This is a genomic window from Streptomyces sp. NPDC048481, from assembly GCF_043200075.1.
Lineage (GTDB): Bacteria > Actinomycetota > Actinomycetes > Streptomycetales > Streptomycetaceae > Streptomyces.
On sequence record NZ_JBICXC010000005.1, the window covers coordinates 450,451 to 470,856 of the forward strand.

At 72.7% G+C, this 20,406-nt stretch carries 20 protein-coding genes and 1 tRNA gene; 8 read left to right on the forward strand and 13 right to left on the reverse strand.

The genetic code is table 11. The features are described from left to right. Positions 1 to 55: 55 nt before the first annotated feature. On the reverse strand, positions 56 to 1,534 hold the full coding sequence (locus tag ACGFSH_RS18925; RefSeq protein WP_393349832.1) for a M1 family metallopeptidase: 1,479 nt from the start codon (positions 1,532 to 1,534) through the stop codon (positions 56 to 58). Positions 1,535 to 1,541: 7 nt separating this feature from the next. Here ACGFSH_RS18925 and ACGFSH_RS18930 point away from each other — a divergent pair, with 7 nt between their 5' ends. Further along, positions 1,542 to 2,042 (forward strand): hypothetical protein, encoded by a 501-nt coding sequence (locus ACGFSH_RS18930; protein WP_393349834.1) that lies wholly within the window; start codon positions 1,542 to 1,544, stop codon positions 2,040 to 2,042. Between the two features lie 42 nt (positions 2,043 to 2,084). Here the strand turns inward: ACGFSH_RS18930 and ACGFSH_RS18935 are convergent, their stop codons facing one another. The 3 genes from ACGFSH_RS18935 to ACGFSH_RS18945 all read right to left on the reverse strand — a co-directional run bounded on the left by ACGFSH_RS18935 (position 2,085) and on the right by ACGFSH_RS18945 (position 3,710). Continuing rightward, entirely contained in the window at positions 2,085 to 2,798 is a 714-nt protein-coding gene (locus ACGFSH_RS18935) for a pentapeptide repeat-containing protein (RefSeq protein ID WP_393349836.1), read from the reverse strand. An 82-nt stretch (positions 2,799 to 2,880) separates the two neighbouring features. Further along, complete coding sequence (locus ACGFSH_RS18940) at positions 2,881 to 3,582, reverse strand: rhomboid-like protein (protein ID WP_393349838.1); 702 nt, start codon at positions 3,580 to 3,582, stop codon at positions 2,881 to 2,883. Positions 3,583 to 3,633: 51 nt separating this feature from the next. After that, positions 3,634 to 3,710 (reverse strand) — tRNA-Thr (locus ACGFSH_RS18945). 294 nt (positions 3,711 to 4,004) lie between these two features. On the opposite strand from ACGFSH_RS18945, the gene ACGFSH_RS18950 reads away from it, so the two are divergent. The 3 genes from ACGFSH_RS18950 to ACGFSH_RS18960 all read left to right on the forward strand — a co-directional run bounded on the left by ACGFSH_RS18950 (position 4,005) and on the right by ACGFSH_RS18960 (position 6,768). Then, positions 4,005 to 5,093, forward strand: a complete 1,089-nt coding sequence (locus ACGFSH_RS18950; protein ID WP_069770563.1) for an ABC transporter ATP-binding protein — start codon at positions 4,005 to 4,007, stop codon at positions 5,091 to 5,093. 212 nt (positions 5,094 to 5,305) lie between these two features. Continuing rightward, positions 5,306 to 5,776 (forward strand): hypothetical protein, encoded by a 471-nt coding sequence (locus ACGFSH_RS18955; RefSeq protein ID WP_393349841.1) that lies wholly within the window; start codon positions 5,306 to 5,308, stop codon positions 5,774 to 5,776. Between the two features lie 260 nt (positions 5,777 to 6,036). Continuing rightward, the gene (locus ACGFSH_RS18960; protein ID WP_393349843.1) at positions 6,037 to 6,768 is read left to right on the forward strand and encodes an NDP-sugar synthase; all 732 of its coding nucleotides are present in this window, start codon (positions 6,037 to 6,039) and stop codon (positions 6,766 to 6,768) included. A gap of 149 nt (positions 6,769 to 6,917) precedes the next feature. On the opposite strand, the gene ACGFSH_RS18965 is transcribed toward ACGFSH_RS18960, so the two are convergent. From ACGFSH_RS18965 to ACGFSH_RS18990, 6 genes are all read right to left on the reverse strand, one after another. Beyond that, positions 6,918 to 8,600, reverse strand: a complete 1,683-nt coding sequence (locus tag ACGFSH_RS18965; RefSeq protein ID WP_393349845.1) for a DoxX family membrane protein — start codon at positions 8,598 to 8,600, stop codon at positions 6,918 to 6,920. A 150-nt stretch (positions 8,601 to 8,750) separates the two neighbouring features. Continuing rightward, positions 8,751 to 9,692 carry a 23S rRNA (guanosine(2251)-2'-O)-methyltransferase RlmB gene (gene rlmB / locus ACGFSH_RS18970; protein WP_393349847.1) on the reverse strand — a complete coding sequence of 314 codons (942 nt, stop codon included), beginning with the start codon at positions 9,690 to 9,692 and terminating at the stop codon, positions 8,751 to 8,753. A 99-nt stretch (positions 9,693 to 9,791) separates the two neighbouring features. Then, entirely contained in the window at positions 9,792 to 11,192 is a 1,401-nt protein-coding gene (gene cysS, locus ACGFSH_RS18975; RefSeq protein ID WP_393349849.1) for a cysteine--tRNA ligase, read from the reverse strand. A 107-nt stretch (positions 11,193 to 11,299) separates the two neighbouring features. After that, positions 11,300 to 11,806: a 2-C-methyl-D-erythritol 2,4-cyclodiphosphate synthase gene (gene ispF, locus ACGFSH_RS18980; protein WP_393349852.1), complete on the reverse strand. Its 507-nt coding sequence runs from the start codon at positions 11,804 to 11,806 to the stop codon at positions 11,300 to 11,302. Beyond that, positions 11,796 to 12,548, reverse strand: a complete 753-nt coding sequence (ispD, locus tag ACGFSH_RS18985) for a 2-C-methyl-D-erythritol 4-phosphate cytidylyltransferase (RefSeq protein ID WP_393349854.1) — start codon at positions 12,546 to 12,548, stop codon at positions 11,796 to 11,798. The genes ispF and ispD overlap by 11 nt, the downstream gene beginning before the upstream one ends. Positions 12,549 to 12,817: 269 nt before the next feature. After that, positions 12,818 to 13,300 carry a CarD family transcriptional regulator gene (locus ACGFSH_RS18990; RefSeq protein WP_003953493.1) on the reverse strand — a complete coding sequence of 161 codons (483 nt, stop codon included), beginning with the start codon at positions 13,298 to 13,300 and terminating at the stop codon, positions 12,818 to 12,820. Positions 13,301 to 14,030: 730 nt separating this feature from the next. Here ACGFSH_RS18990 and ACGFSH_RS18995 point away from each other — a divergent pair. Further along, positions 14,031 to 14,690, forward strand: a complete 660-nt coding sequence (locus tag ACGFSH_RS18995) for a DUF461 domain-containing protein (protein ID WP_393349856.1) — start codon at positions 14,031 to 14,033, stop codon at positions 14,688 to 14,690. Positions 14,691 to 14,820: 130 nt separating this feature from the next. Here the strand turns inward: ACGFSH_RS18995 and ACGFSH_RS19000 are convergent, their stop codons facing one another. Both ACGFSH_RS19000 and ACGFSH_RS19005 read right to left on the reverse strand, forming a co-directional pair. Beyond that, on the reverse strand, positions 14,821 to 15,501 hold the full coding sequence (locus ACGFSH_RS19000) for a response regulator transcription factor (protein ID WP_015659563.1): 681 nt from the start codon (positions 15,499 to 15,501) through the stop codon (positions 14,821 to 14,823). Continuing rightward, on the reverse strand, positions 15,498 to 16,817 hold the full coding sequence (locus tag ACGFSH_RS19005) for a sensor histidine kinase (protein ID WP_393349857.1): 1,320 nt from the start codon (positions 16,815 to 16,817) through the stop codon (positions 15,498 to 15,500). The genes ACGFSH_RS19000 and ACGFSH_RS19005 overlap by 4 nt, the downstream gene beginning before the upstream one ends. Positions 16,818 to 17,095: 278 nt before the next feature. Between ACGFSH_RS19005 and phoU the strand changes: the two genes are divergently transcribed. Further along, positions 17,096 to 17,857, forward strand: a complete 762-nt coding sequence (gene phoU, locus ACGFSH_RS19010; RefSeq protein ID WP_393349859.1) for a phosphate signaling complex protein PhoU — start codon at positions 17,096 to 17,098, stop codon at positions 17,855 to 17,857. 222 nt (positions 17,858 to 18,079) lie between these two features. Further along, entirely contained in the window at positions 18,080 to 18,238 is a 159-nt protein-coding gene (locus ACGFSH_RS19015; RefSeq protein WP_329411277.1) for a hypothetical protein, read from the forward strand. 137 nt (positions 18,239 to 18,375) lie between these two features. Here ACGFSH_RS19015 and ACGFSH_RS19020 read toward each other — a convergent pair whose 3' ends face one another. Next, a complete protein-coding gene (locus ACGFSH_RS19020; RefSeq protein ID WP_393349861.1) occupies positions 18,376 to 19,134 on the reverse strand; it encodes a DUF4232 domain-containing protein in 759 nt (252 codons plus the stop codon). 268 nt (positions 19,135 to 19,402) lie between these two features. Here ACGFSH_RS19020 and ACGFSH_RS19025 point away from each other — a divergent pair, with 268 nt between their 5' ends. Continuing rightward, positions 19,403 to 20,347 (forward strand): RNA polymerase sigma-70 factor, encoded by a 945-nt coding sequence (locus tag ACGFSH_RS19025; RefSeq protein WP_393349863.1) that lies wholly within the window; start codon positions 19,403 to 19,405, stop codon positions 20,345 to 20,347. Positions 20,348 to 20,406: the final 59 nt, after the last annotated feature.

Sequence of the window (20,406 nt, forward strand, 5' to 3'; positions counted from 1 at the left end):
GGCCCACCGGCCAGGACCGGCCCCGGCCGATCCCTCGGTTCACACCCGCCGGGCCTCACGGGCGCGGCGGCCGGCCCTCCCCGTAGAGCCACTGCGACCAGATCCCGTCGAAGTCCACCTGCGGCGCCCGCTTCTCGACGAACGCCGTGAAGTCCTCCGTGCGGGCGTTGCCATGGCGACGGGCCGCCGCCCACCCCCGCAGCAGGCCGTGGAAGGCGTCGTCGTCGTGGAGGGCCTGCCGGACACGGTGGACGACCATCGCGCCCCGCTGGTAGACCGGCGCGTCGGAGATGTGCGCGGGCCCCGGCGGCTTCGCCGGCGGGAAGTCCCACAGGTCCTCGTACACGTCCGCACCGTGGTCGTACAGCGCCCGGAACGTCTCCTCAGCCGTCGCCCCGCCCTCGTCCTCCGTCCACAACCACTCGGCGTACGTCGCCAGCCCCTCGCTGAGCCACATGTCCCGCCAGCTCCTCGGCGTGACGGACACCCCGAACCACTGGTGCGCAAGCTCATGGACGAACGTCTCCATGCCGGGCGCTCCGGGGAAGACCGGCCGGTTCTGCGTCTCCAGCGCGTATCCCGCGTCACCCGGCCGGTCCACGATCGCCCCCACCGAGGAGAAGGGGTACGACCCGAAGCTGTCCCGCGCCCAGTCCATGACCTCGGGAAGCCGGGCCAGCACCGCCCGGCTCGCCGCCACCTGCGAGGGATCGACCGCCACATACGCGGGCAGGCCGCCCCCCAGCACGGACGTGGTCACGGTGAAACGGCCGATCGCCAGCGTCGCCGCGTAACTCGCCGTCGGCTCCGCCGTGTGCCACCGGAACGTCGTCCGCCCGTCCGGCCCCGTGCGCCGACCGCGCGGCTCACCGTTGGAGACCGCCGTCAGCCCCTTCGGGACGGTCACGGCGACGTCGTACGACGCCTTGTCGGACGGGTGATGGGCGCCCGGGAACCAGGCCATCGACCCGGTCGGCTCCCCCAGCGCCAGCACGCCGTCCGCCGTACGCAGCCAGCCCTCCTGGGAACGGTCCGCATCGGTGATCGTGACCGGACTGCCGGAATAGCGGACCCGCACCTCGAACGCCTCGCCGCCGGCGAGCGGCTCGGACGGGCGGACGACGAGTTCCTGGCCCTCCCGGCGAAACCGCGCGACCGCCCCCTCGACCCGCACCTCCTCGACGTCCATGCCCAGCAGATCGAGATCGAACGAGGACAGGTCCTGCGTCGCCCGGGCCGTGACCACCGCCGTCCCCCTGAGCCGGTTGCCGTCGGGGACGTAGGACAGGGTGAGGCCGTAGTGCGTGACGTCGTACCCGCCGTTGCCCGCCTTCGGGAAATACGGATCGCCGACGCCCGCCGCGCCCCGCGAACCACCGGAGCCACCCCTCGCGCCCTCCGGCGGACCGCCGTCGCACGCGACCAGGACGAGACATCCCGCCACCAGCGCGGCAACCGTGACAAGACGTACGGATCGGGGCACGACAGCGATCCTACGGCGACGTCCGACGACCACACGCGGGCGTGACACCATCGCCTACGTGCTCGACATCGGCTACGCCCTCTCCAACCGCTTCCCGGACCCGCCCCAGACGGACTACCGGCGCGCGGACGTCCGCACCCTGCGCCACGACCTGTTCTGCGGCGACGTCTACCTCGCCGACACCAAGGCGGACCGCGAGCTGTCCACAGCCTGGGGATGGGTGCCCGTACTCGACTTCGCCTGGGCGCTGTGCGACATCGCCGAGCACATCGACCAGGACCCGGCCGGCTCCCGCGCCTCCCGCCCCCAGTACGCGGAACTCGACTTCACCGAGTCCACGGACCGCATGCTCTTCCGCCGCCGCTTCGGCTGGGTCGACATCGAGGCCGACTGGATGCCCCCCGAGGAACCCCCCCTCACCTTCTCCCACAGCGAACTGCGCCGCGAGGCCCGCGACTTCCTCCACGACCTCCTCGCCGACCTGACCGACCTGCACGAGGACCTCGGCGAGAACCCCGCCGTCTGGACGCTCCAGGCCCGCTTCCCCCGCGTGAAGTGACCCCGGCCGGAGCCGGGCCCGCGACCGGAGCCCCCGCCGGGTTCAGCCCTCCACTCTGATCCCCAGCTCCGTCGCCAGCACCGGCGCCAGATCCAGCAGTTGCGCCGTACTGATCACCGCCCCCGACAACCGGTCCACGCCCCCCGCGAGGCCCAGTTCCACCGCACCCCGCAGATCCACGTCCGTCAGCGTCGCCGCCGTGAAGTCCGCCGACCGCAGGGCACAGTCCACGAACTCGACCCGCTCCAGCCGGGCCCCGCCGAAATCGGGCTCGACCAGCACACACCCCTCGAAGACGACGTCCCGCAACCGCGCCTGGCGCAGATTCAGGTAGTCGATCTTGCCGCCGCGCACCACCACCCGCTCCAGCACCGCGCCGTACAGCTGGGTCCCGCCCAGCCGCGCGTCCCGCAGCTCCACGTCCCGCAGGGTCGCCTCCGCCAGATCCGTGCCGACCCCCCGCAGACCGGTCAGCACCGAGTCCAGGAAACGCGCGTGGCGCAGCCTCGTCCCGTCCAGCGCACAGCCGGTCACCGCGCAGTCCATGAAGCGCGCGCCACCGCCGTCCTGCCCGGCGAGGTCCAGCTCACGCCACTCCACGCCGTCGTAGTCCCCGTCGGGCTCCAGCCCCCCGCCCCCGTACGGTTCCAGCTCCGGCAGCCGCACCTCGGGCCGCCGCGCCCCCTTCACCGCGGCGCCCGCCCTGCCCCCGGCCCCGCCCGTCCCGCCGGTCCTGCCGGCCCCAGTCCTCGCCATGCCCCCCATGCTGCACCCCGCCTCTGACAATCCCGCGCCGGCCTGGAGATCGACGCGGCGGCCTGGAGATCGACGCGGCGGCTCACGGCCGGACGCCGCCCGGTGGAGCCGCCCCCGCGCCCGGGCCAGGCCCCGCCCCCTCGGGATCACGCATCCGTTCCCGCTCCCGGCTCCTGACCAGGGGGTGACACGCCAGCCCGACGAGCACGGACAGGAAGTGCCCGAAGTCGGTGAAGGTCGGCGCGGCCGTCAGCGGAGCGCCGAAGAAGACGAGCAGCCCCGCCAGGTACCCGTACCGCCACGGCGGGCCGATCCGGTAGACCAGCACCCCCGCCACCCCGGCCAGCGCATAGCTCACCCCCACGTCCAGGGTGTCGGCCGACGACCGCGGCGCGAGCCCGTCCTGGATCGCCAGCGCGAGCGCGCCCTCGCTGATCAACGTGGCCAGCACGTGCGCGGCCGCGCACACCGCGAGCCACCGGGCCGTCCCGAGCCACCGTTCGGCCTGCGCGTGGAAGACGGAGTACAGCGCCACGTACGGCACCCAGTGCCCGCCGTCGATCCACATGGCGCTCGCCACCAGCACCCGCACCGGGTGCCGCGACAGCTCATGGATGTTCGTCGACCGCTGCCGCAGAAACTCCTGCTCGAACTCGGGGGACATGTGGTGCAGCGTCACCGTGGTGACGAACAGGACGGCCAGCCACACATAGGTGCCGGGCGCCCGGCGCACATACGCCCACACCGCCCGCCGAACCCGGGAGACCCCCGTGAGCCGCTTCACGAGGCCCAGTATCGTGCAGCCCAGGTCAGACGGCCTGACCTGGGCTTCTCATGGAGCCCCCTGTCGGATTCGAACCGACGACCTGCGCATTACAAGTGCGCTGCTCTGGCCAGCTGAGCTAAGGAGGCATCGCGCGCCACGACCCGCGCGCGAGGGCGGCACCACTGTACACAGCCGCTGTTTCCCCGGGCCACGGACTTCTCCCGCCGTGCGGCCCGGACGGTGTGCGCCCGGCGGGTCTCCGGGCCGGCGGCCGGGGCCGTCCCGAACGTTCTTGTGAAGTTCACCCGTCCTCAAGTGCTGACAGACCGGTGAACGCCAGGTACCGTCCTGACCCAGTTCGCTCATGTGGACTACACCAACCACCTTCCTACAACGGATCGTCCGGCACGTTCCTGCCGGTAGAAGGGGGCCTTCGAGCCATGGCCACTGTCACTTTCGACAAGGCGACCCGGGTCTACCCCGGTTCCACCAAGCCCGCCGTCGACGGACTGGACATCGAGATCGCGGACGGCGAGTTCCTCGTCCTGGTCGGTCCGTCCGGTTGCGGCAAGTCCACCTCGCTCCGCATGCTCGCGGGGCTCGAGGACGTCAACGGCGGCGCCATCCGCATCGGCGACCGCGACGTGACGCACCTGCCGCCGAAGGACCGGGACATCGCCATGGTGTTCCAGAACTACGCGCTGTACCCGCACATGACGGTCGCCGACAACATGGGCTTCGCGCTCAAGATCGCCGGCGTCAACAAGGCGGAGATCCGGCAGAAGGTCGAGGAGGCGGCGAAGATCCTCGACCTCACCGAGTACCTGGACCGCAAGCCGAAGGCCCTCTCCGGCGGTCAGCGCCAGCGTGTGGCGATGGGCCGCGCCATCGTGCGCGAGCCGCAGGTCTTCCTCATGGACGAGCCGCTGTCGAACCTGGACGCCAAGCTCCGCGTCTCCACGCGTACGCAGATCGCCTCGCTCCAGCGCCGCCTCGGGATCACCACCGTCTACGTCACCCACGACCAGGTCGAGGCGCTGACCATGGGCGACCGGGTGGCGGTCCTCAAGGACGGTCTGCTCCAGCAGGTCGACACCCCGCGCAACATGTACGACCGTCCGGCGAACCTGTTCGTGGCCGGGTTCATCGGCTCCCCGGCGATGAACCTCGTCGAGGTGCCGATCGCCGACGGCGGCGTGAAGTTCGGCAACTCGGTGGTGCCGGTGCAGCGTGACGCGCTGTCCGCGGCCACCGACAAGACGGTCACCGTCGGCGTCCGCCCGGAGCACTTCGACGTGGCCGGCCCCGACGGCGACCAGGGTCTCGCCGTCGTGGTGAACGTGGTCGAGGAGCTCGGCTCGGACGCGTTCGTGTACGGCACCGCCAAGGTCGGCGCCGAGTCGAAGGACCTCGTGGTCCGCGTCGGCGGTCGGGACGTCCCGGAGAAGGGCAGCACGCTGCACGTCGTCCCGCGCGCGGGCGAGACCCACGTGTTCTCGACGTCGACGGGCGCGCGTCTGTCGGACTGACGCACAGGATTGAACCCGGGGGTTTCACCCGGATTGATGAAGAGGGCCCCGCAGCCTGCTGCGGGGCCCTCTTCCGCGTCCGCGGAATCCCCGGCACGGCGGACATTTCGACGGGCCCTCGTCAACCCAATACCCAATGCGGGGCACGACATCATCCCCCGTCCGGGTGACTAAATGTCGCCGAATCATTACTGCACGCTACCCTCTCACGCGTGAAGCACTCCGCGAACCACTCCACCACCCAGCGCACGCGCCGCGGCCGGGGCGGCCCAGCCCGCCGGATCGGCCGCTCGCTCGCCCTCGTCCTGCCCGTCGTCATGGTGCTCTCCGGGACCCTCGCGGTCACCCGGGTCAACTGGTCGGGGAACCCCTCGGATTCGGTGCTCACCGCCTCCGACGTCTCCGCCGCGCACCAGTCCTCGCGTCAGGCCGCCAAGGCCCCGCAGGACGTCCTGCGCGACCAGCTGCTGGCCGAGCTCCAGGAGAAGGATCCGGGCGCCGCCCTGACCCATCTCCAGGCCGCCGTGAACGGCAGGCCGTCGCTGGCCAGGCACTGCTCCTCCATCGCCCGCGCCCTCGGTCGCGCCGCGGTCCGCATGTACGGCCCCTCGCGCGCCCAGTCGTACGCCCGCCCGGTGTGCGACACGGCCTTCGCCTCGGGCGTGCTGGCGGCGCGGGGCTGAGACACGGCGCTGTGACACGGCGCCGAGGCACTCGGCCGGAGCCCGGCGGGCGGTCCGGGCGCGGGGCGGCAGCACCGGCCCGGACAGTGAGCCCAGGCAGTGATCAAGGCAGTGATCCAGGCAGCGGGCCCGGTCGCCGGGCCCGCGCATCCGTACCGGGGCGTGGGGGGGGGGCCGGGCCCGGGGGGGGGGGGGGGGGCGGCCCCCGCCCCCCCCCCCCCCCCCCACGCCCCGCTTCATGCGGCACGTACAGTGCGGGCATGACCGATCCGCATGCCGCGTCCCGCCCCACGCAAGCCGTCATCCTGGCCGGTGGCCAGGGGTCCCGGCTGCGTCCGTACACCGACGACCGGCCGAAGCCGATGGTCGAGATCCCCGGGACGGGGACGCCGATCATCGGTCATCAGCTGAGCTGGCTCGCCGAGGAGGGCGTGACCGACGTCGTCGTGTCCTGCGGCCATCTCGCCGAGGTCCTTCAGGACTGGCTGAGGTCCGCCGACCTGCCGGTGGCGGTGACGACCGTCGTGGAGACGGAGCCGCTGGGCCGCGGCGGCGGTCTGAAGTACGCGGCCGCGCGCCTCCCGCACCCGGACCGGTCCTGGTACGCCACCAACGGCGACATCTGGACGCGTTTCTCGCTGCGCGAGATGGCCGACTTCCACACCGAGCGGGACGCCATAGCGACGCTGGCGCTCGCCCGTCCGCGGATTCCGTGGGGCGCGGTGCAGACCGACGGGTTCGGTCACATCACCGACTTCATCGAGGCGCCGCCCACGACGAACGAGATCAACGCGGGCGTGTACGTCTTCTCGCCGGAGTTCGCGGGGCTGCTGCCCGAGCGCGGCGATCACGAGCGGACGACGTTCCCGCATCTGGCCCGGGAGCGGCGGCTGGCCGGGTTCCCCATCCCGCAGGGGGCGTACTGGCGGGCCATCGACACGGCCAAGGACCTCACCGAAGCGGCCAAGGAACTGGCCGCGGCCCGCCGCTGAGCACGGCCGGACATCCCCCCGCGGAGCGCCCGCCGGGCGTCTCCGGAGACAGGTGCCACGGAAACGAAACGACCTGGGTGCCGTGCGCTGTGAAGCGCACGGCACCCAGGTCGTTTCCGTCGGGGGCCGTTCCGGCCGGGCCGGCCGTCCTATCCGAGCAGGCCGCCCACGAGTCCGGGCTGGCCCGAGGACGACGAGCCGCCGTCGGAGCCGCTGCCGTTGCCGCCGCCGCTCGTGGAGCCGCCGGAGGAGGCCGAGCCGCCGGAGGAGGGGCCCGAGCTGGTGGCGGGGGTGTGCTCTCGGGGGGTGGAGCGCTGCGGCGGGGCCTGTCCCGCGGTGCCCTGGGTCTGGCTGGGGGCGCCCGCGCCGGAGCCGCCGGTGGCGCCGGGGTCGTGGGCCTTGGAGGGCTCGCTGTCGGTGCCGGCGGTGGGGGACGCCGAGGCGGCGCCGTGGGGGGGCGAGGCGGGCGCGGAGGGCTTCCGGGTGGCCTTGTGGGAGCCGGACCGCTCGGGGAGCGGCGAGCCGGGCAGCTCGTTGCGCGGGGGTTCGCCGGGACCGGGTACGACCACGCGGTCGGCGTCGCGGACGGCGCCGCCCAGGAGGGAGCCGACGAGCAGGGTGAGGCCGACGGCGATGGCGGTGACGAGGGCGCCGCGGCGCAGGACGTAGCGGCGCAGGTCCCACAGATCGGCGCGCGGACCGAGACGGCGCCAGGCGCCGGCGGCGAGGCGGCCGTCGACGGAGTAGACGGGGGCGCCGGCGATGATCAGCGGCGACCAGGCGGCGAGAAGGATGATGTCGGGGGTGTCGTAGACCGGGGTGGTCTTCCAGCTGACGGTGACGATGAGCGCGGCGGAGAGCCCGGCGCCGACCGCGGCGGCGACGCGCTGCCAGCAGCCCAGGACGGTGAGGACGCCCACGACGACCTGGAGGAAGGCGATGACGAGGCCGGAGCCGACGGGGTGGTGGAGGGCGAACTGGCGCAGGGGCTCGGCGACTTCCCACGGGTGCAGGGTGTTGAGCCACTTCACCATCGAGCCGCGTTTGCCGCCGTCGAAGTAGACGGGGTCGCACAGTTTGCCCATGCCGCCGTAGATGGCGATGAAGCCGAGCAGGACGCGCAGGGGGAGCAGGACCACGCCGAGGTTCATCCGGCGGCCCGGGTAGTAGGCGTGGCGGGCGGGATCGTCGCCCTGGCGGCGGCCGCGGCGGGCCGGTTCGGCGTCGGCGTCGGCGTCGGCGTCGCCGAAGTCGTCGAACTGGGCGTCGTCGTAGGCGGGTTCGTCGTAGGCGCTGCCGACGGTGCGCATGTGCGGCAGGAGGCGGTGTTCGCCCGCGGCGGGCGTGCGCTGGGCGCCGACGAGCGGGGTCTCCAGGGTCTGGGCGGCGAGTGCGCCGTCGTAGCCGCGGTCGTCGACGCCGACGCGGGGGATGACCTGGGTGGCTCCGGCGTCGGCCGTCGGTGCCTCACGGTGGCCGACGCTGCCCGCCCGCACGGCTTGCAGCAGTCGGTGGGCGCCGGTGTCGTCGGGGGCGGACCTGCCGCTCCAGACGACGGCCCGCCGGCGGCCCCCGGCAGCGGCGCCCGCTCTGCCCGTCGCGCCGACGGCGGCGATGCGCGCGGTGTCATCGATGGCGCTCACGTGCCGGGCGATCCGCGGGGATTGGTTTCGCCGCGCCGACGCGCCGAGCTGCACGCGGAAGCTCGCGTGGCTGACGATGATCTGCGCCGGGTCGCTCGGCACCTTCACCATGCTCAGCGCGGGAGCGTCGTCGAATCCCGACGAGCGGTCCCCCGTGGGTGTGCGGGGTGTTCTGGTGTCCACACTCATCTAACCGAGTGACGTGTCGTTAGGACACTGCTTTGACCCGGCGGATCTGTCCGGACTCCGTCAAGGTTGCACTACGCGCCGCGGTTGACCTGTTCGGGTGAGCTTACGGATGTCTGTGCGACCTGTTTCCGCAAGCCTCCCGAACGTCCGTCAGCTCCTGCGGCGGGACGCCTCGTAGAGCACGATGCCCGCCGCCACACCGGCGTTGAGGGATTCGGCGCCGCCCGGCATCGGGATGCGGACCCGGAAGTCGCAGGTCTCGCCGACGAGCCGGGACAGGCCCTTGCCCTCGCTGCCCACGACGATGACGACCGGGCCGTCGAGGGCGGCCAGGTCGCCGACCTGGTGCTCTCCGTCGGCGGCCAGGCCGACGACCGCGATGCCGGCCTTCTTGTAGGCCTCCAGGGCGCGGGTGAGGTTGGTGGCGCGGGCGACGGGGGTGCGGGCGGCGGTGCCGGCCGACGTCTTCCACGCGCCGGCCGTCATGCCGGCGGCGCGGCGCTCGGGCACGACGACGCCGTGGCCGCCGAAGGCGGAGACGGAGCGGACGACGGCTCCGAGGTTGCGCGGGTCGGTGACGCCGTCGAGGGCGACGATGAGGGGGTCCTCGCCGCCGTCGTAGGCCGCGGCGGCCAGGTCCTCGGGGTGCGCGTACTCGTACGGGGGGACCTGGAGCACGAGGCCCTGGTGGTTGAGGCCGTTGGTCATGCGGTCGAGTTCGGGGCGGGGGGCTTCCATGAGGTGGATGCCGCCGCGCTCGCCGGCGAGCTGGAGGGCCTCGCGCACGCGCTCGTCGTTGTCGATGAACTGCTGGACGTACAGGGTCGTCGCGGGGACGCCCTCGCGCAGCGCCTCGACGACGGGGTTGCGGCCGACGACCATCTCGGACGTGCCCTTGCCGCCGCGGCCGCGGGGTGCGGGCCGGCGTGCGGCCTGCTTGGCCTTGGCGTTGGCGATGCGGTTCGCCTTGTGCTTCTTGCGCATCTCGGCGGGCGGGGTGGGGCCCCTGCCTTCGAGGCCCTTGCGTCGCTGGCCGCCACTGCCGACCTGCGCGCCCTTCTTGCCGGACATGCGGCGGTTGTTGGCTGCCATGGGTCTCTCGTCTCCGTGAGCTTCGTACGAACGTCTTATGCAGTGTGCCGCCCGGGGGGCCGGGCGGCACAGTCGATCAAGGACGGGCCGGTGGCCGCCCTAGCGCGGACCCAGGGTCCAGCGCGGGCCCTGCGGGCCGTCCTCGATGGTGAGGCCGGACTGGGTGAGCTGGTCGCGGATGGCGTCCGCGGTCGCCCAGTCCTTGCGGCCGCGGGCGGATTCGCGCTGGTCGAGGACGAGGCGTACGAGGCTGTCGACCACGCCGTGCAGGTCCTCGCCCCGGGTCTCCTCGCCCGCCCAGTGGGCGTCGAGCGGGTCCAGGCCGAGGACGCCCAGCATGGCGCGGACCTCGGCGAGGCGGGCCACGGCGGCTTCCTTGTCGTCGGCCGCCAGGGCCGAGTTGCCCTGCCGGACCGTCGTGTGCACGATGGCCAGCGCCTGGGGGACGCCCAGGTCGTCGTCCATCGCCTCGGCGAACGCGGGCGGCACCTCGGCCGCGGGTTCGACGACTCCCCCGGCCTTCTCGACGACGCGCTGCACGAAGCCCTCGATCCGCGCGAACGCCGATTCGGCCTCGCGCAGCGACTCCTCGCTGTACTCGATCATCGAGCGGTAGTGCGGGGTGCCGAGGTAGTAGCGCAGGACGATCGGGCGCCACTGCTTGACCATCTCGGAGACGAGGACGCTGTTGCCCAGCGACTTCGACATCTTCTCGCCGCTCATGGTGACCCAGGCGTTGTGCACCCAGTACCGGGCGAACTCGTCGCCGTAGGCCTTGGCCTGGGCGATCTCGTTCTCGTGGTGCGGGAAGATCAGGTCGAGGCCGCCGCCGTGGATGTCGAAGGCGGAGCCGAGGTATTTGTGCGCCATGGCCGAGCACTCCAGGTGCCAGCCGGGGCGGCCGCGGCCCCAGGGGGTCTCCCAGTCGGGCTCGCCCGGCTTGCTCGCCTTCCACATCGCGAAGTCGCGCGGGTCGCGCTTGCCGGTGATGCCTTCCTCGGCGGGCTGGCGCAGGTCGTCGAGGTCCTGGTTGGACAGCTCCAGGTAACCGGGGAAGGAGCGCACGTCGAAGTAGACGCTGCCGTCGGCCTCGTAGGCGTGGCCGCGCTCGATGAGCGCGCGCATCATCTCGATCATCTCGGGGACGTGCCCGGTGGCGCGCGGCTCGTAGGTCGGCGGGAGGCAGCCGAGGGCCTGGTAGCCGTCGTTGAAGGCCCGCTCGTTCTCGTAGCCGATGGCCCACCAGGGGCGGCCCTGGTCGTGCGACTTGGCGATGATCTTGTCGTCGATGTCGGTGACGTTGCGGACGAAGGTGACGTCGAGGCCGCGGTGGGTGAACCAGCGGCGCATGATGTCGAAGTTCAGGTAGGAGCGGACGTGCCCGATGTGCGGGGCGGCCTGCACGGTGGCACCGCAGAGGTAGATCGAGACGCAACCCGGTGTGAGCGGGACGAAGTCACGGATCTGCCGGGCGCTGGTGTCGTACAGGCGAATGGTCACCCCACCAGGGTAGTGGGCGCGGGGCAGTGCCCCGAGCCCCTTGCGGTCAAGGGCCACATATTCGTGACAAGAGGGGGCGGTGGCCGCCCCGGGGCACGGGGGCGGGGTCAGCCGGCGCGTGCGACCAGTGCCGTGGCGATCGCCATCAGGCCTTCGCCGCGCCCGGGGAAACCGAGTCCGTCGGTGGTCGCGCCGGACACCGAGACGGGGGCGCCGGCCGCTTCCGAGAGGATCTTCTGGGCTTCCTCGCGCCGCTTGCCGATCCTGGGGCGGGGGCCGACGACCTGGACGGCCACGTTGCCGATGACGAAGCCGGCGGCGCGGACGATCCGGGCGGCCTCGGTGAGCAGGGTGACGCCCGAAGCGCCGGACCACTCGGGGCGGCCGGTGCCGAAGTGCTGTCCGAGGTCGCCGAGGCCGGCGGCGGAGAACAGGGCGTTGCAGGCGGCGTGCGCGACGACGTCGGCGTCGGAGTGCCCGGCGAGGCCGGGGCCCTCCCCTTCCCATTTCAGGCCGGCGCACCACAGTTCGCGGCCGTCCTCGAAGGCGTGGATGTCGGTGCCGATGCCGACCCGGGGCAGCGGGACGGCGGCGGAGGGCGTCTCAGAAGCCATCGTTGAGCCTCCTGCGGGCCAGGACCGCCTCGGCGAGGACGAGGTCGAGGGGGCGGGTGACCTTGAAGGCCTCCTCGTGTCCGGGGACGGCCACGACGGTCAGGCCGAGCCGTTCGACCATGCCGGCGTCGTCGGTGACGTCGTCGGTGACGGTCTCGTGGGCGCGGACCAGGGTGGCGCGGTCGAAGCCCTGCGGGGTCTGGACGGCGCGCAGCCGGGCGCGCTCGGGGGTGGCGACGACGGGCTCGGGGTCGCCGGGGGCGGTGGCCGGTTCGACCTCCTTCACCGTGTCGGCGAGCGGCAGGGCGGGCACGACGGCCGGGGCGCCCTCGCGGACCGCCTCGATGACGGCGTCGACCGTGTCGACGGGCACGAGGGGGCGGGCGGCGTCGTGGACCAGCACGATGTCGTACTCGGGCGGCAGGGCGTCCAGGCCGAGTCTCACCGATTCCTGGCGGGTGTCGCCGCCGGGGACGACCAGGAAGTCGGTGCGGTCGGGCAGCGCGTGCGCGTCGAGGAGCGACTTGACCTCGGCCGCGCCGTCGGACGGGGCCACGACGACGACCAGGGAGACGGCGCGGGAGGCGGCCAGGGCGCGGACGGCGTGGACGAGCATGGGCGTGCCGCTGAGCGCGCGCAGCGCCTTGGGCGCACCCGGACCGAGGCGGACGCCCCGGCCGGCGGCCGGAATCACCGCGGCCGTGCGGGCGGACGCGGGGGTGGGACGCGAATCGTCAGACATCGGTTCCTGTCAGGTTTGTGTTCCGGCCTGCGGTGGGTATGGCCTGGGAAGTGCCGGGCGCGACGCCTTGACCGACCCTTCCGTGACGCACCGGTCGAGGCTTCAGCCCGGGCCCGGCACACCAGTATCGGGGGAACACCCCCGTGGGGCGGGACGGCCCGGAGTTGTCCGGGCATGAACATGCCGCAGCGCCCGGCGACGGAGTACGTCATCGGGCACCGCGGCAGTTCAGTGTTCTTCGGCGTGCTGAGGCCGGCGCTGGGCCGGAGTCAGGACGCGAGAACCTCGTCGAGCAGCGCTTCGGCCTTGTCCTCGTTGGTGTTCTCCGCGAGAGCGAGCTCGCTCACCAGGATCTGGCGGGCCTTGGCGAGCATGCGCTTCTCACCGGCGGAGAGTCCGCGCTCGCGCTCACGACGCCACAGGTCACGCACGACTTCCGCGACCTTGATGACATCGCCGGAGGCGAGCTTCTCCAGATTTGCCTTGTAACGACGCGACCAGTTCGTGGGCTCCTCGGCGTACGGCGCGCGCAGCACCTCGAAGACCCGGTCCAGCCCGTCCTGACCGACCACATCACGCACGCCGACGAACTCCGCATTGTCCGCTGGCACACGTACCGTCAGGTCGCCCTGGGCGACCTTCAGCACCAAGTAGGTCTTGTCCACGCCTTTGATCTGGCGAGTTTCGATAGCCTCGATCAGCGCGGCCCCGTGATGGGGATAGACCACGGTGTCGCCAACCTTGAACGTCATGTGACAGGTACCCCTTCCGTGGCTATCCAGGGTAACACGGAAACTCCGGGTTCTGAATGGCGTTTTCGCAGGTCAGGGCATATCTCGGGGCTTGACAAGTCCGACACGGACGTGCTGCGGAGGGCTCGCGGAGGCAGGTATTCGCAGGTCGGAGCCGCTCTCCGAGGGCAGAGAAACGCGTACGTTACACGCATCCGGAGCACCGCCCGAACGGCCGAACGTCCCCAAATGTCCGCTTCCACGTGTGCGACTTCCGTTACTCCGTTCGGTGCCCCCGGCCGGATACACGCCGTTTCCGGAATTGATCATCGGCCGTTCGGCCGGAGTGGTGATCAATTCCGGAACGGGCCCGCATTCCTTCACGGAAAATCCGCGAGCGGACACGGACCGCGCTTTTGGGAATGCCCCCTGAGCAGGTGGACGACGGATGAAGCCAATGCGACTCGCGGGGTGCGAGGGGCCGTCGGGACGGATGCGGGGGCGGGCACGGGGCGGTACGAGGCGGGTCCGGACCGGCTGCCGGGCGGAGGTCCGCACGAGAGTCGGCGCGCGCGGCGGCCCGAGGCGGCCGGAAGGGGCCGGAGCGGGCCGTCGGAGCCGAGATCGCTCCAGAGGCGGGTCGGGTGCGGCCGCGCGGGACGGGCTCGGTAACCTGAGGCTGCTGACAGACCCTTAGGACGGCTTTGTTCAAAGGAAGCCGCCCCCGCGTATTAAAGGAGTTGCCGCCGCCGTGAGCAGCAGCCTTCGACGCGGCGCCCTCGCCGCCTCCGCCATCGCGTTCTCGATCGCCTCGCTCGCCGCCTGCGGCGCCGGCAACGACTCCCAGACCCTGGAGATCAAGCCGGACAACGCCGCCGCCCACGTCGGACAGATCAAGCTGCAGAACGTCGTCGTCATCACCCAGCCGGACCCGCAGTCGACCGGTCCCGCGGTGATCTCGGCGACGGTCTTCAACGGCAGCGACAGTCCCCAGACCCTGGAGTCCGTCACCGTCGACGGCAGCGGCAAGTCGGCCGAGCTGAAGCCCGCCAAGGGCAACGGCAAGCTCATCGTCCCGGCCCACGGCTCCGTCGTCATCGGCGGACCGAACAACGCCTCCGCCGTCCTGCCGAGCAGCCGCGAGGCCGTTCAGGACGGCAACGCCCAGAAGGTGACCTTCACCTTCAGCGAGACCGGCGCGGTCAGCCTGCGCGCCTTCGTCGTCCCCGCCGAGAGCTACTTCTCCTCGTGGGGTCCGAGCGCCGTCCCGAGCGCCCCGGCCAAGCCGTCGCAGTCGCCGTCCGCCGGCGCGTCCCCGTCCGGCGGCGCCTCGCCCTCCGGGAGCGCCTCGCCGTCCGGTTCGCCGTCCGGGTCGGGCTCGCCGTCCGGCAGCGCCTCCCCGAACGCGTAACGACGACCGGGCGCCAGCGCCCCGCGGCATGAGCGAAGGGCGGCACCCCGTGCGGGGTGCCGCCCTTCGCTCATGCCGGCCGGCCCTCGGCTGCTCCGAGCCGACCGGCCCACGCCTGCGGCCCGGTGGCCTACGGCTCGAACTTGTAGCCGAGGCCGCGGACCGTCACCAGGTAGCGCGGCGCGCCCGGGTCCGGCTCGATCTTGGCGCGCAGGCGCTTGACGTGGACGTCCAGGGTCTTGGTGTCGCCCACGTAGTCGGCGCCCCACACCCGGTCGATGAGCTGCATGCGGGTCAGGACGCGGCCCGCGTTGCGCAGCAGCATCTCCAGCAGGTCGAACTCCTTCAGCGGCAGATCGACCTTGGAGCCGGACACCGTCACCACGTGGCGGTCCACGTCCATGCGGACCGGGCCCGCCTCCAGGGCCGCCGGCGTCACCTCCTCCGGCTCGCCGCGGCGGCGCAGCACGGCCCGGATGCGGGCGACCAGCTCGCGTGAGGAGAACGGCTTGGTGACGTAGTCGTCGGCCCCTATCTCCAGGCCGACGACCTTGTCGATCTCACTGTCCTTGGCGGTCACCATGATCACGGGGACGTTGGAGCGGCCGCGCAGCTGACGGCACACCTCCGTGCCGGGCAGTCCCGGCAGCATCAGGTCGAGGAGCACGAGGTCGGCGCCGTTGCGCTCGAACTCGTCGAGTCCGTCGGGGCCCGTGGTCGCGACCGCGACCTCGAAGCCCTCCTTGCGGAGCATGTACGACAGGGCGTCGGAGAAGGACTCCTCGTCCTCGACGACGAGCACTCGGGTCACGGATGGACCTCCGGGGCGGAAAGCGTCTGGTACGCGGTCGAATTCGGGGATGCGGCGCGGGGCCGCGCCGGGGATGAGGGGCGGGAGGCGGAAGGGACGTCCTCGTCGAGGCCGTCGGCGTCGTCGGCCTCGTCCGGGTCCGGGCGCAGGTGCGCGCGGTCGCGGGCCACGCCCGCCTCCGGCAGTCGCAGGGTGAACGTGGAGCCCTGGTTCTCGGCGCTCCACACCGTGACCTCCCCGCCGTGCGAGGCGGCCACGTGCTTGACGATCGCCAGCCCGAGGCCCGTGCCGCCGGTGGCACGGGAGCGGGCGGGATCGACGCGGTAGAAGCGCTCGAAGATGCGTTCCTTGTCCTTGTCGGAGATGCCGATGCCCTGATCGGTCACGGCGATCTCGATCAGGTCGCCGCCCGGCACGTTCACCCGGCGGGCGGCTATGCCCACGCGCGTGTGTGCGGGCGAGTAGTTGACGGCGTTCTCGACCAGGTTGCCCAGGGCCGCGGCCAGCTGGCCCCGGTTGCCCCAGACGCGCAGGCCGGCGGGGCCTCCCGCCGCCATGGTGATCTGCTTGGCGCCGGCCTGGTGCCGGCAGCGGTCGACGGCCTCGGCGACCAGTTCGTCGACGCCGACCGGTTCGGCGTCCTCCAGCGGATCGTCGTTCTGTACCCGGGACAGGTCGATCAGCTCCTGGACCAGGCTGGTGAGCCGGGTGGCCTCGATCTGCATACGGCCGGCGAACCGTTCCACCGCCTCGGGGTCGTCCGAGGCGTCCATGACGGCCTCGGAGAGCAGGGAGAGCGCGCCCACCGGCGTCTTCAGCTCATGGCTGACGTTCGCCACGAAGTCCCGCCGGACCGCCTCGATCCTGCGGGCCTCGGTGAGGTCCTCCACCAGCAGCAGCACCAGCCGGGAGCCCAGCGGGGCCACTCGCGCGGACACCGCGAGGGCCTCGCCGCGTCCCGTGCCGCGCCGCGGAAGGTCCAGCTCCACCTGGCGTATCTCCCCGTCGCGCCGGGTGTCCCGGGCCATCTTCAGCATGGGCTCCACACTGAGCCTGCCCCCGCGGACCAGCCCGAGGGCGTAGGCGGCGGAGCTGGCCTTGACGACGGCGTCGGCCTCGTCGAGCACGACGGCGGAGGAGCGCAGCACCGACAGGACCGTGTCCACGCCCGGCGGAAGCATCGGGTCCGTGTGCAGCGAGGTGCGCATGGGGCGCTTCTGCTCCCGCTCGCTCCAGCGGAACGCCAGCATGGCGATGACACCGGTGAGCACCCCGGCGATCGCTGCCGCTGCGGCGACCGCCGCGTTCACGTCCATGCCCCCAGGTTAGGCACGGGTTCGGTCCTGGCCACAGCCATCGAGGTGCGAGCTCGAACACTCGTCGCCCAGAGTTCACCTCGGAGCCAGTGGCGGTTCATGTGAGGTGACGGAAACCGACGCGTACGGGGCGGAGCGTGGCACCGTGGGGTTCGCAGCTCCGGTCACAGGGCCGGCCGGCGCCGGTCCGAGGACCGGTTCCGGTCTGGTGTCACGGCCGGTTCTGGCCCCCGGAACCGAAGCCGAACCCCTGGAACGACGTACGAGAGGGAACCCTGATGCGGGACGCGTACCACGAGGAACTGGACTCGATCGGCGACAGCCTGGTGGAGATGGCCCGGCTGGTCGGGTCGGCGATCGGACGCGCCACGACGGCCATTCTCGACGCCGACCTGAAGCTCGCCGAGAGCGTCATCGAGGCCGACAAGAGGGTCGACGAGCTGCAGCACGACCTGGAGGCGCGGGCGATAGCGCTGCTGGCGCGGCAGCAGCCGGTGGCGACGGACCTGCGGATCGTCGTCACGTCGTTGCGGATGTCGGCGGACCTGGAGCGCTCCGGCGACCTCGCCCAGCACGTGGCGAAGCTGGCGCGGCTGCGCTTTCCCAACCGTGCGGTGCCGCACGACCTGCACGCCACGATCCTCGAGATGGGCCAGCTCGCGCAGCGCCTGATGGCGAAGTCGGCCGAGGTCATCATCACCAAGGACGTCGACCTGGCGCTCCAGCTGGAGCAGGACGACGACGAGATGGACCTGCTGCACCGCACGCTCTTCCAGCACCTGCTGGACGACAAGTGGAAGCACGGCATCGAGACGGCGGTCGACGTGACCCTGCTCGGCCGCTACTACGAGCGGTTCGCCGACCACGCGGTGGCCGTCGCCAAGCGCGTGGTGTTCCTGGTGACCGGCGAGCACGCGGACGAACTCCAGCAGGACCTGCCGCCGGAGATCCAGCCGGCGACCGGAACGGGCGCGGGTGCGGGCACGGGTGCCGGTGCGGGCGGGGCGGAGGGCGGGGGCGGCGCGGACGAGATCGTCTGAGGTCGGGCCGGGTCGGCTCGGGCGGGGTGGGCGGAGCGCCGAGGCCGGGTGCGGCCGCCGGGCGAGGACGTCGCACGGACGAGGGCCGCCGGGGGCGTGCCGGATACGTCCCTGGCGTGCGCGAGACGGTGCGCAAGACCCCGTGCGCCGTTGATGCGCCCAGGGAAACGGGCATGCAATGGGCACAGGTCCGCACAGGTCCTACGCCTCCGGGAGGAACCCATGGCCGAGTCCCCCAGCACCCCCACGCCCGACCCGACGCAACCGCTCCCGACCGAACAGCCCGCCGAGATCAGGAACCTGATGCTGATCGGCGCGTGCGGCTGCGGCTCCGGGTGCGGCTGCGGGTGCCAGTCCGGCAGCGCCTGCCAGTGCGGCTGAGGACGCACCCGAGGAACGCCCGCGCATGAGGGGCCCCGGCGTCGACACGGCGCCGGGGCCCTTCGCCGCGTCCGGGACGTGTCGGCCGACGCGTCGGAACGGGCCTGTGGGTCTGGACTATCGGTCTGGACCGAGCGTCAGGACGTCGCCGCCGCAACGGCGGTGACGGTCACCGTGTCGTCGCACTCGGCGAACCGGCCGTCGTCCAGGGCGACCTGGTGCGCCCCGGAGCCCGGCAGGCCGACGACGACCGTGGGGTACACGGAGGGGTCCGCACCGGACGCGCAGTAGCCGTCGGCCTCGCCCTGCACCTGCACGAAGGTCAGCTTCACCGACGCCCTGCCGCCGGGGGTCACCGTGACCGGCGCGGCCGGTCCGACGGGCGTGACCTTGAGCGGGGAGTTGTGCTCCGGGGAGCCGTTGCCGGCCCCGGCGACGGTCGGGTGCCCCTTGAGGACGCACGCCCGGCCGGAGACGTTGGTGAACGTGACGATCGCCGCGCCGGTCCCGGTGCCGGCCGGCCGCTGGGCGGCCTGCCGGGCGGTGACCTTGAGACTCTTCGCCGCGCAGGCCGGCACGATGCCGCCCGTCGAGCCGCCGGGAGCCGGGGCCGACGCCGAGGCGGGCGCGGAGGCCGAGGGGGTGCCGTGCGCCGGGGCCGGGGCGGTGGCGGGGGCCGAGGACGCGGAGCCGCCGGAGCCGGGCGAGGCGGAGCTCTTGGCGGAGGGACCGTCCGTGGCGGAACCCCCGGCCGGACTCGTGGCGGGACGCGTGACGGGGGCCGCGGTTCCGTCGGGAGAGGGCGAGGAGTCCATCGGCTGACACGCCGTCATCGCCAGGGCCGCCGAGGCGACCGCGGCCGCCGCCACCGCGCCCCGGCGCGCCGGTCCGAGCACGCCCCGAAAGGCGCCGCCCCTTCCGGCCGCGCCCCCGGACCCGCCCCGCCGGCCTCCGGCGCCGCCACCGTCCACACCTGCGTCCATGTCACGCATGCCGTTCCCCCGATTCCCGGATCGGCGCGGGCGTCCGCCGTCGCGCCTGCTGCTCACCCGGTCAGACGGAGCGGACGGGCGCGGAGGTTCTGCCGGTGGCCTGCCGGTGGCCTGCCTGTGACCCACCGGTGACGACACGCGACCCACGACCGTGCGGGCTAGGATCCATGGCATGGCCCTGACCGTGAGCGATGTGGACCGTTTCGAGGCGGCGAGGCCCCGTCTGGAGGCGATCGCCTACCGCCTGCTGGGCTCCGCGAGCGAGGCGGAGGACGCAGTCCAGGAGACGTTCCTGCGCTGGCAGGCGGCCGACGTCGAGCGCGTCGCGGTCCCCGAGGCCTGGCTGACGAAGGTGCTCACCAACCTGTGCCTCAACCAGCTCACGTCGGCCCGCGCCCGCCGCGAGACCTATGTGGGCGAGTGGCTGCCCGAACCGCTGCTCGCCGGGGACGCGATGCTCGGCCCCGCCGACACCGCCGAGCAGCGCGAGTCCGTCTCGTACGCGGTGCTCACCCTGCTGGAGCGCCTCTCCCCCAACGAGCGCGCGGTGTACGTGCTGCGGGAGGCCTTCGACTACCCGCACCGGGAGATCGCCGAGATCCTCGACCTCACCGAGGCCGCCAGCCAGCAGATCTTCCACCGCGCCAAGAAGCACGTCGCGCAGGGCAGGGCCCGCACGGAGATCGACGAGGCCGCGGCCCGGCGCATCGTCGAGGAGTTCCTCGCGGCCGCCACCAGCGGCCGGACCGAGCCGCTCGTGCGGCTGCTCACCCAGGACGCGGTCGCGATCGGCGACGGCGGCGGGAAGGTCCCGGCCCGCGCCAAGGCGTTCGAGGGCGCTCTCGCGGTCGCCACGTTCATGCGCGGCCTGTTCAAGCCGAGCAAGGCCAAGCGCGCCATCGTCGGCGGCTCCCCCGACGTCTACGCCACGACCGCCAACGGCGCCCCGGCGCTCGTGGCGGTGCTCGACGGCCGGGTCATCGGCGTCATGTGCCTGGAGATCGGCGCGGACGGCATCGCCGCGTTCCGCAACCAGGTCAACCCCGACAAGCTCGAACGCGCGACGCGCCTCTGGGCGGCCTCCGACCACGGGGAACCCCTGCTCCGCGCCTTCTGACCACCCCCGAAGGGGATGTGATCTGCTTCACACGTCATTCCTGTCAGGAAACGGCGGGC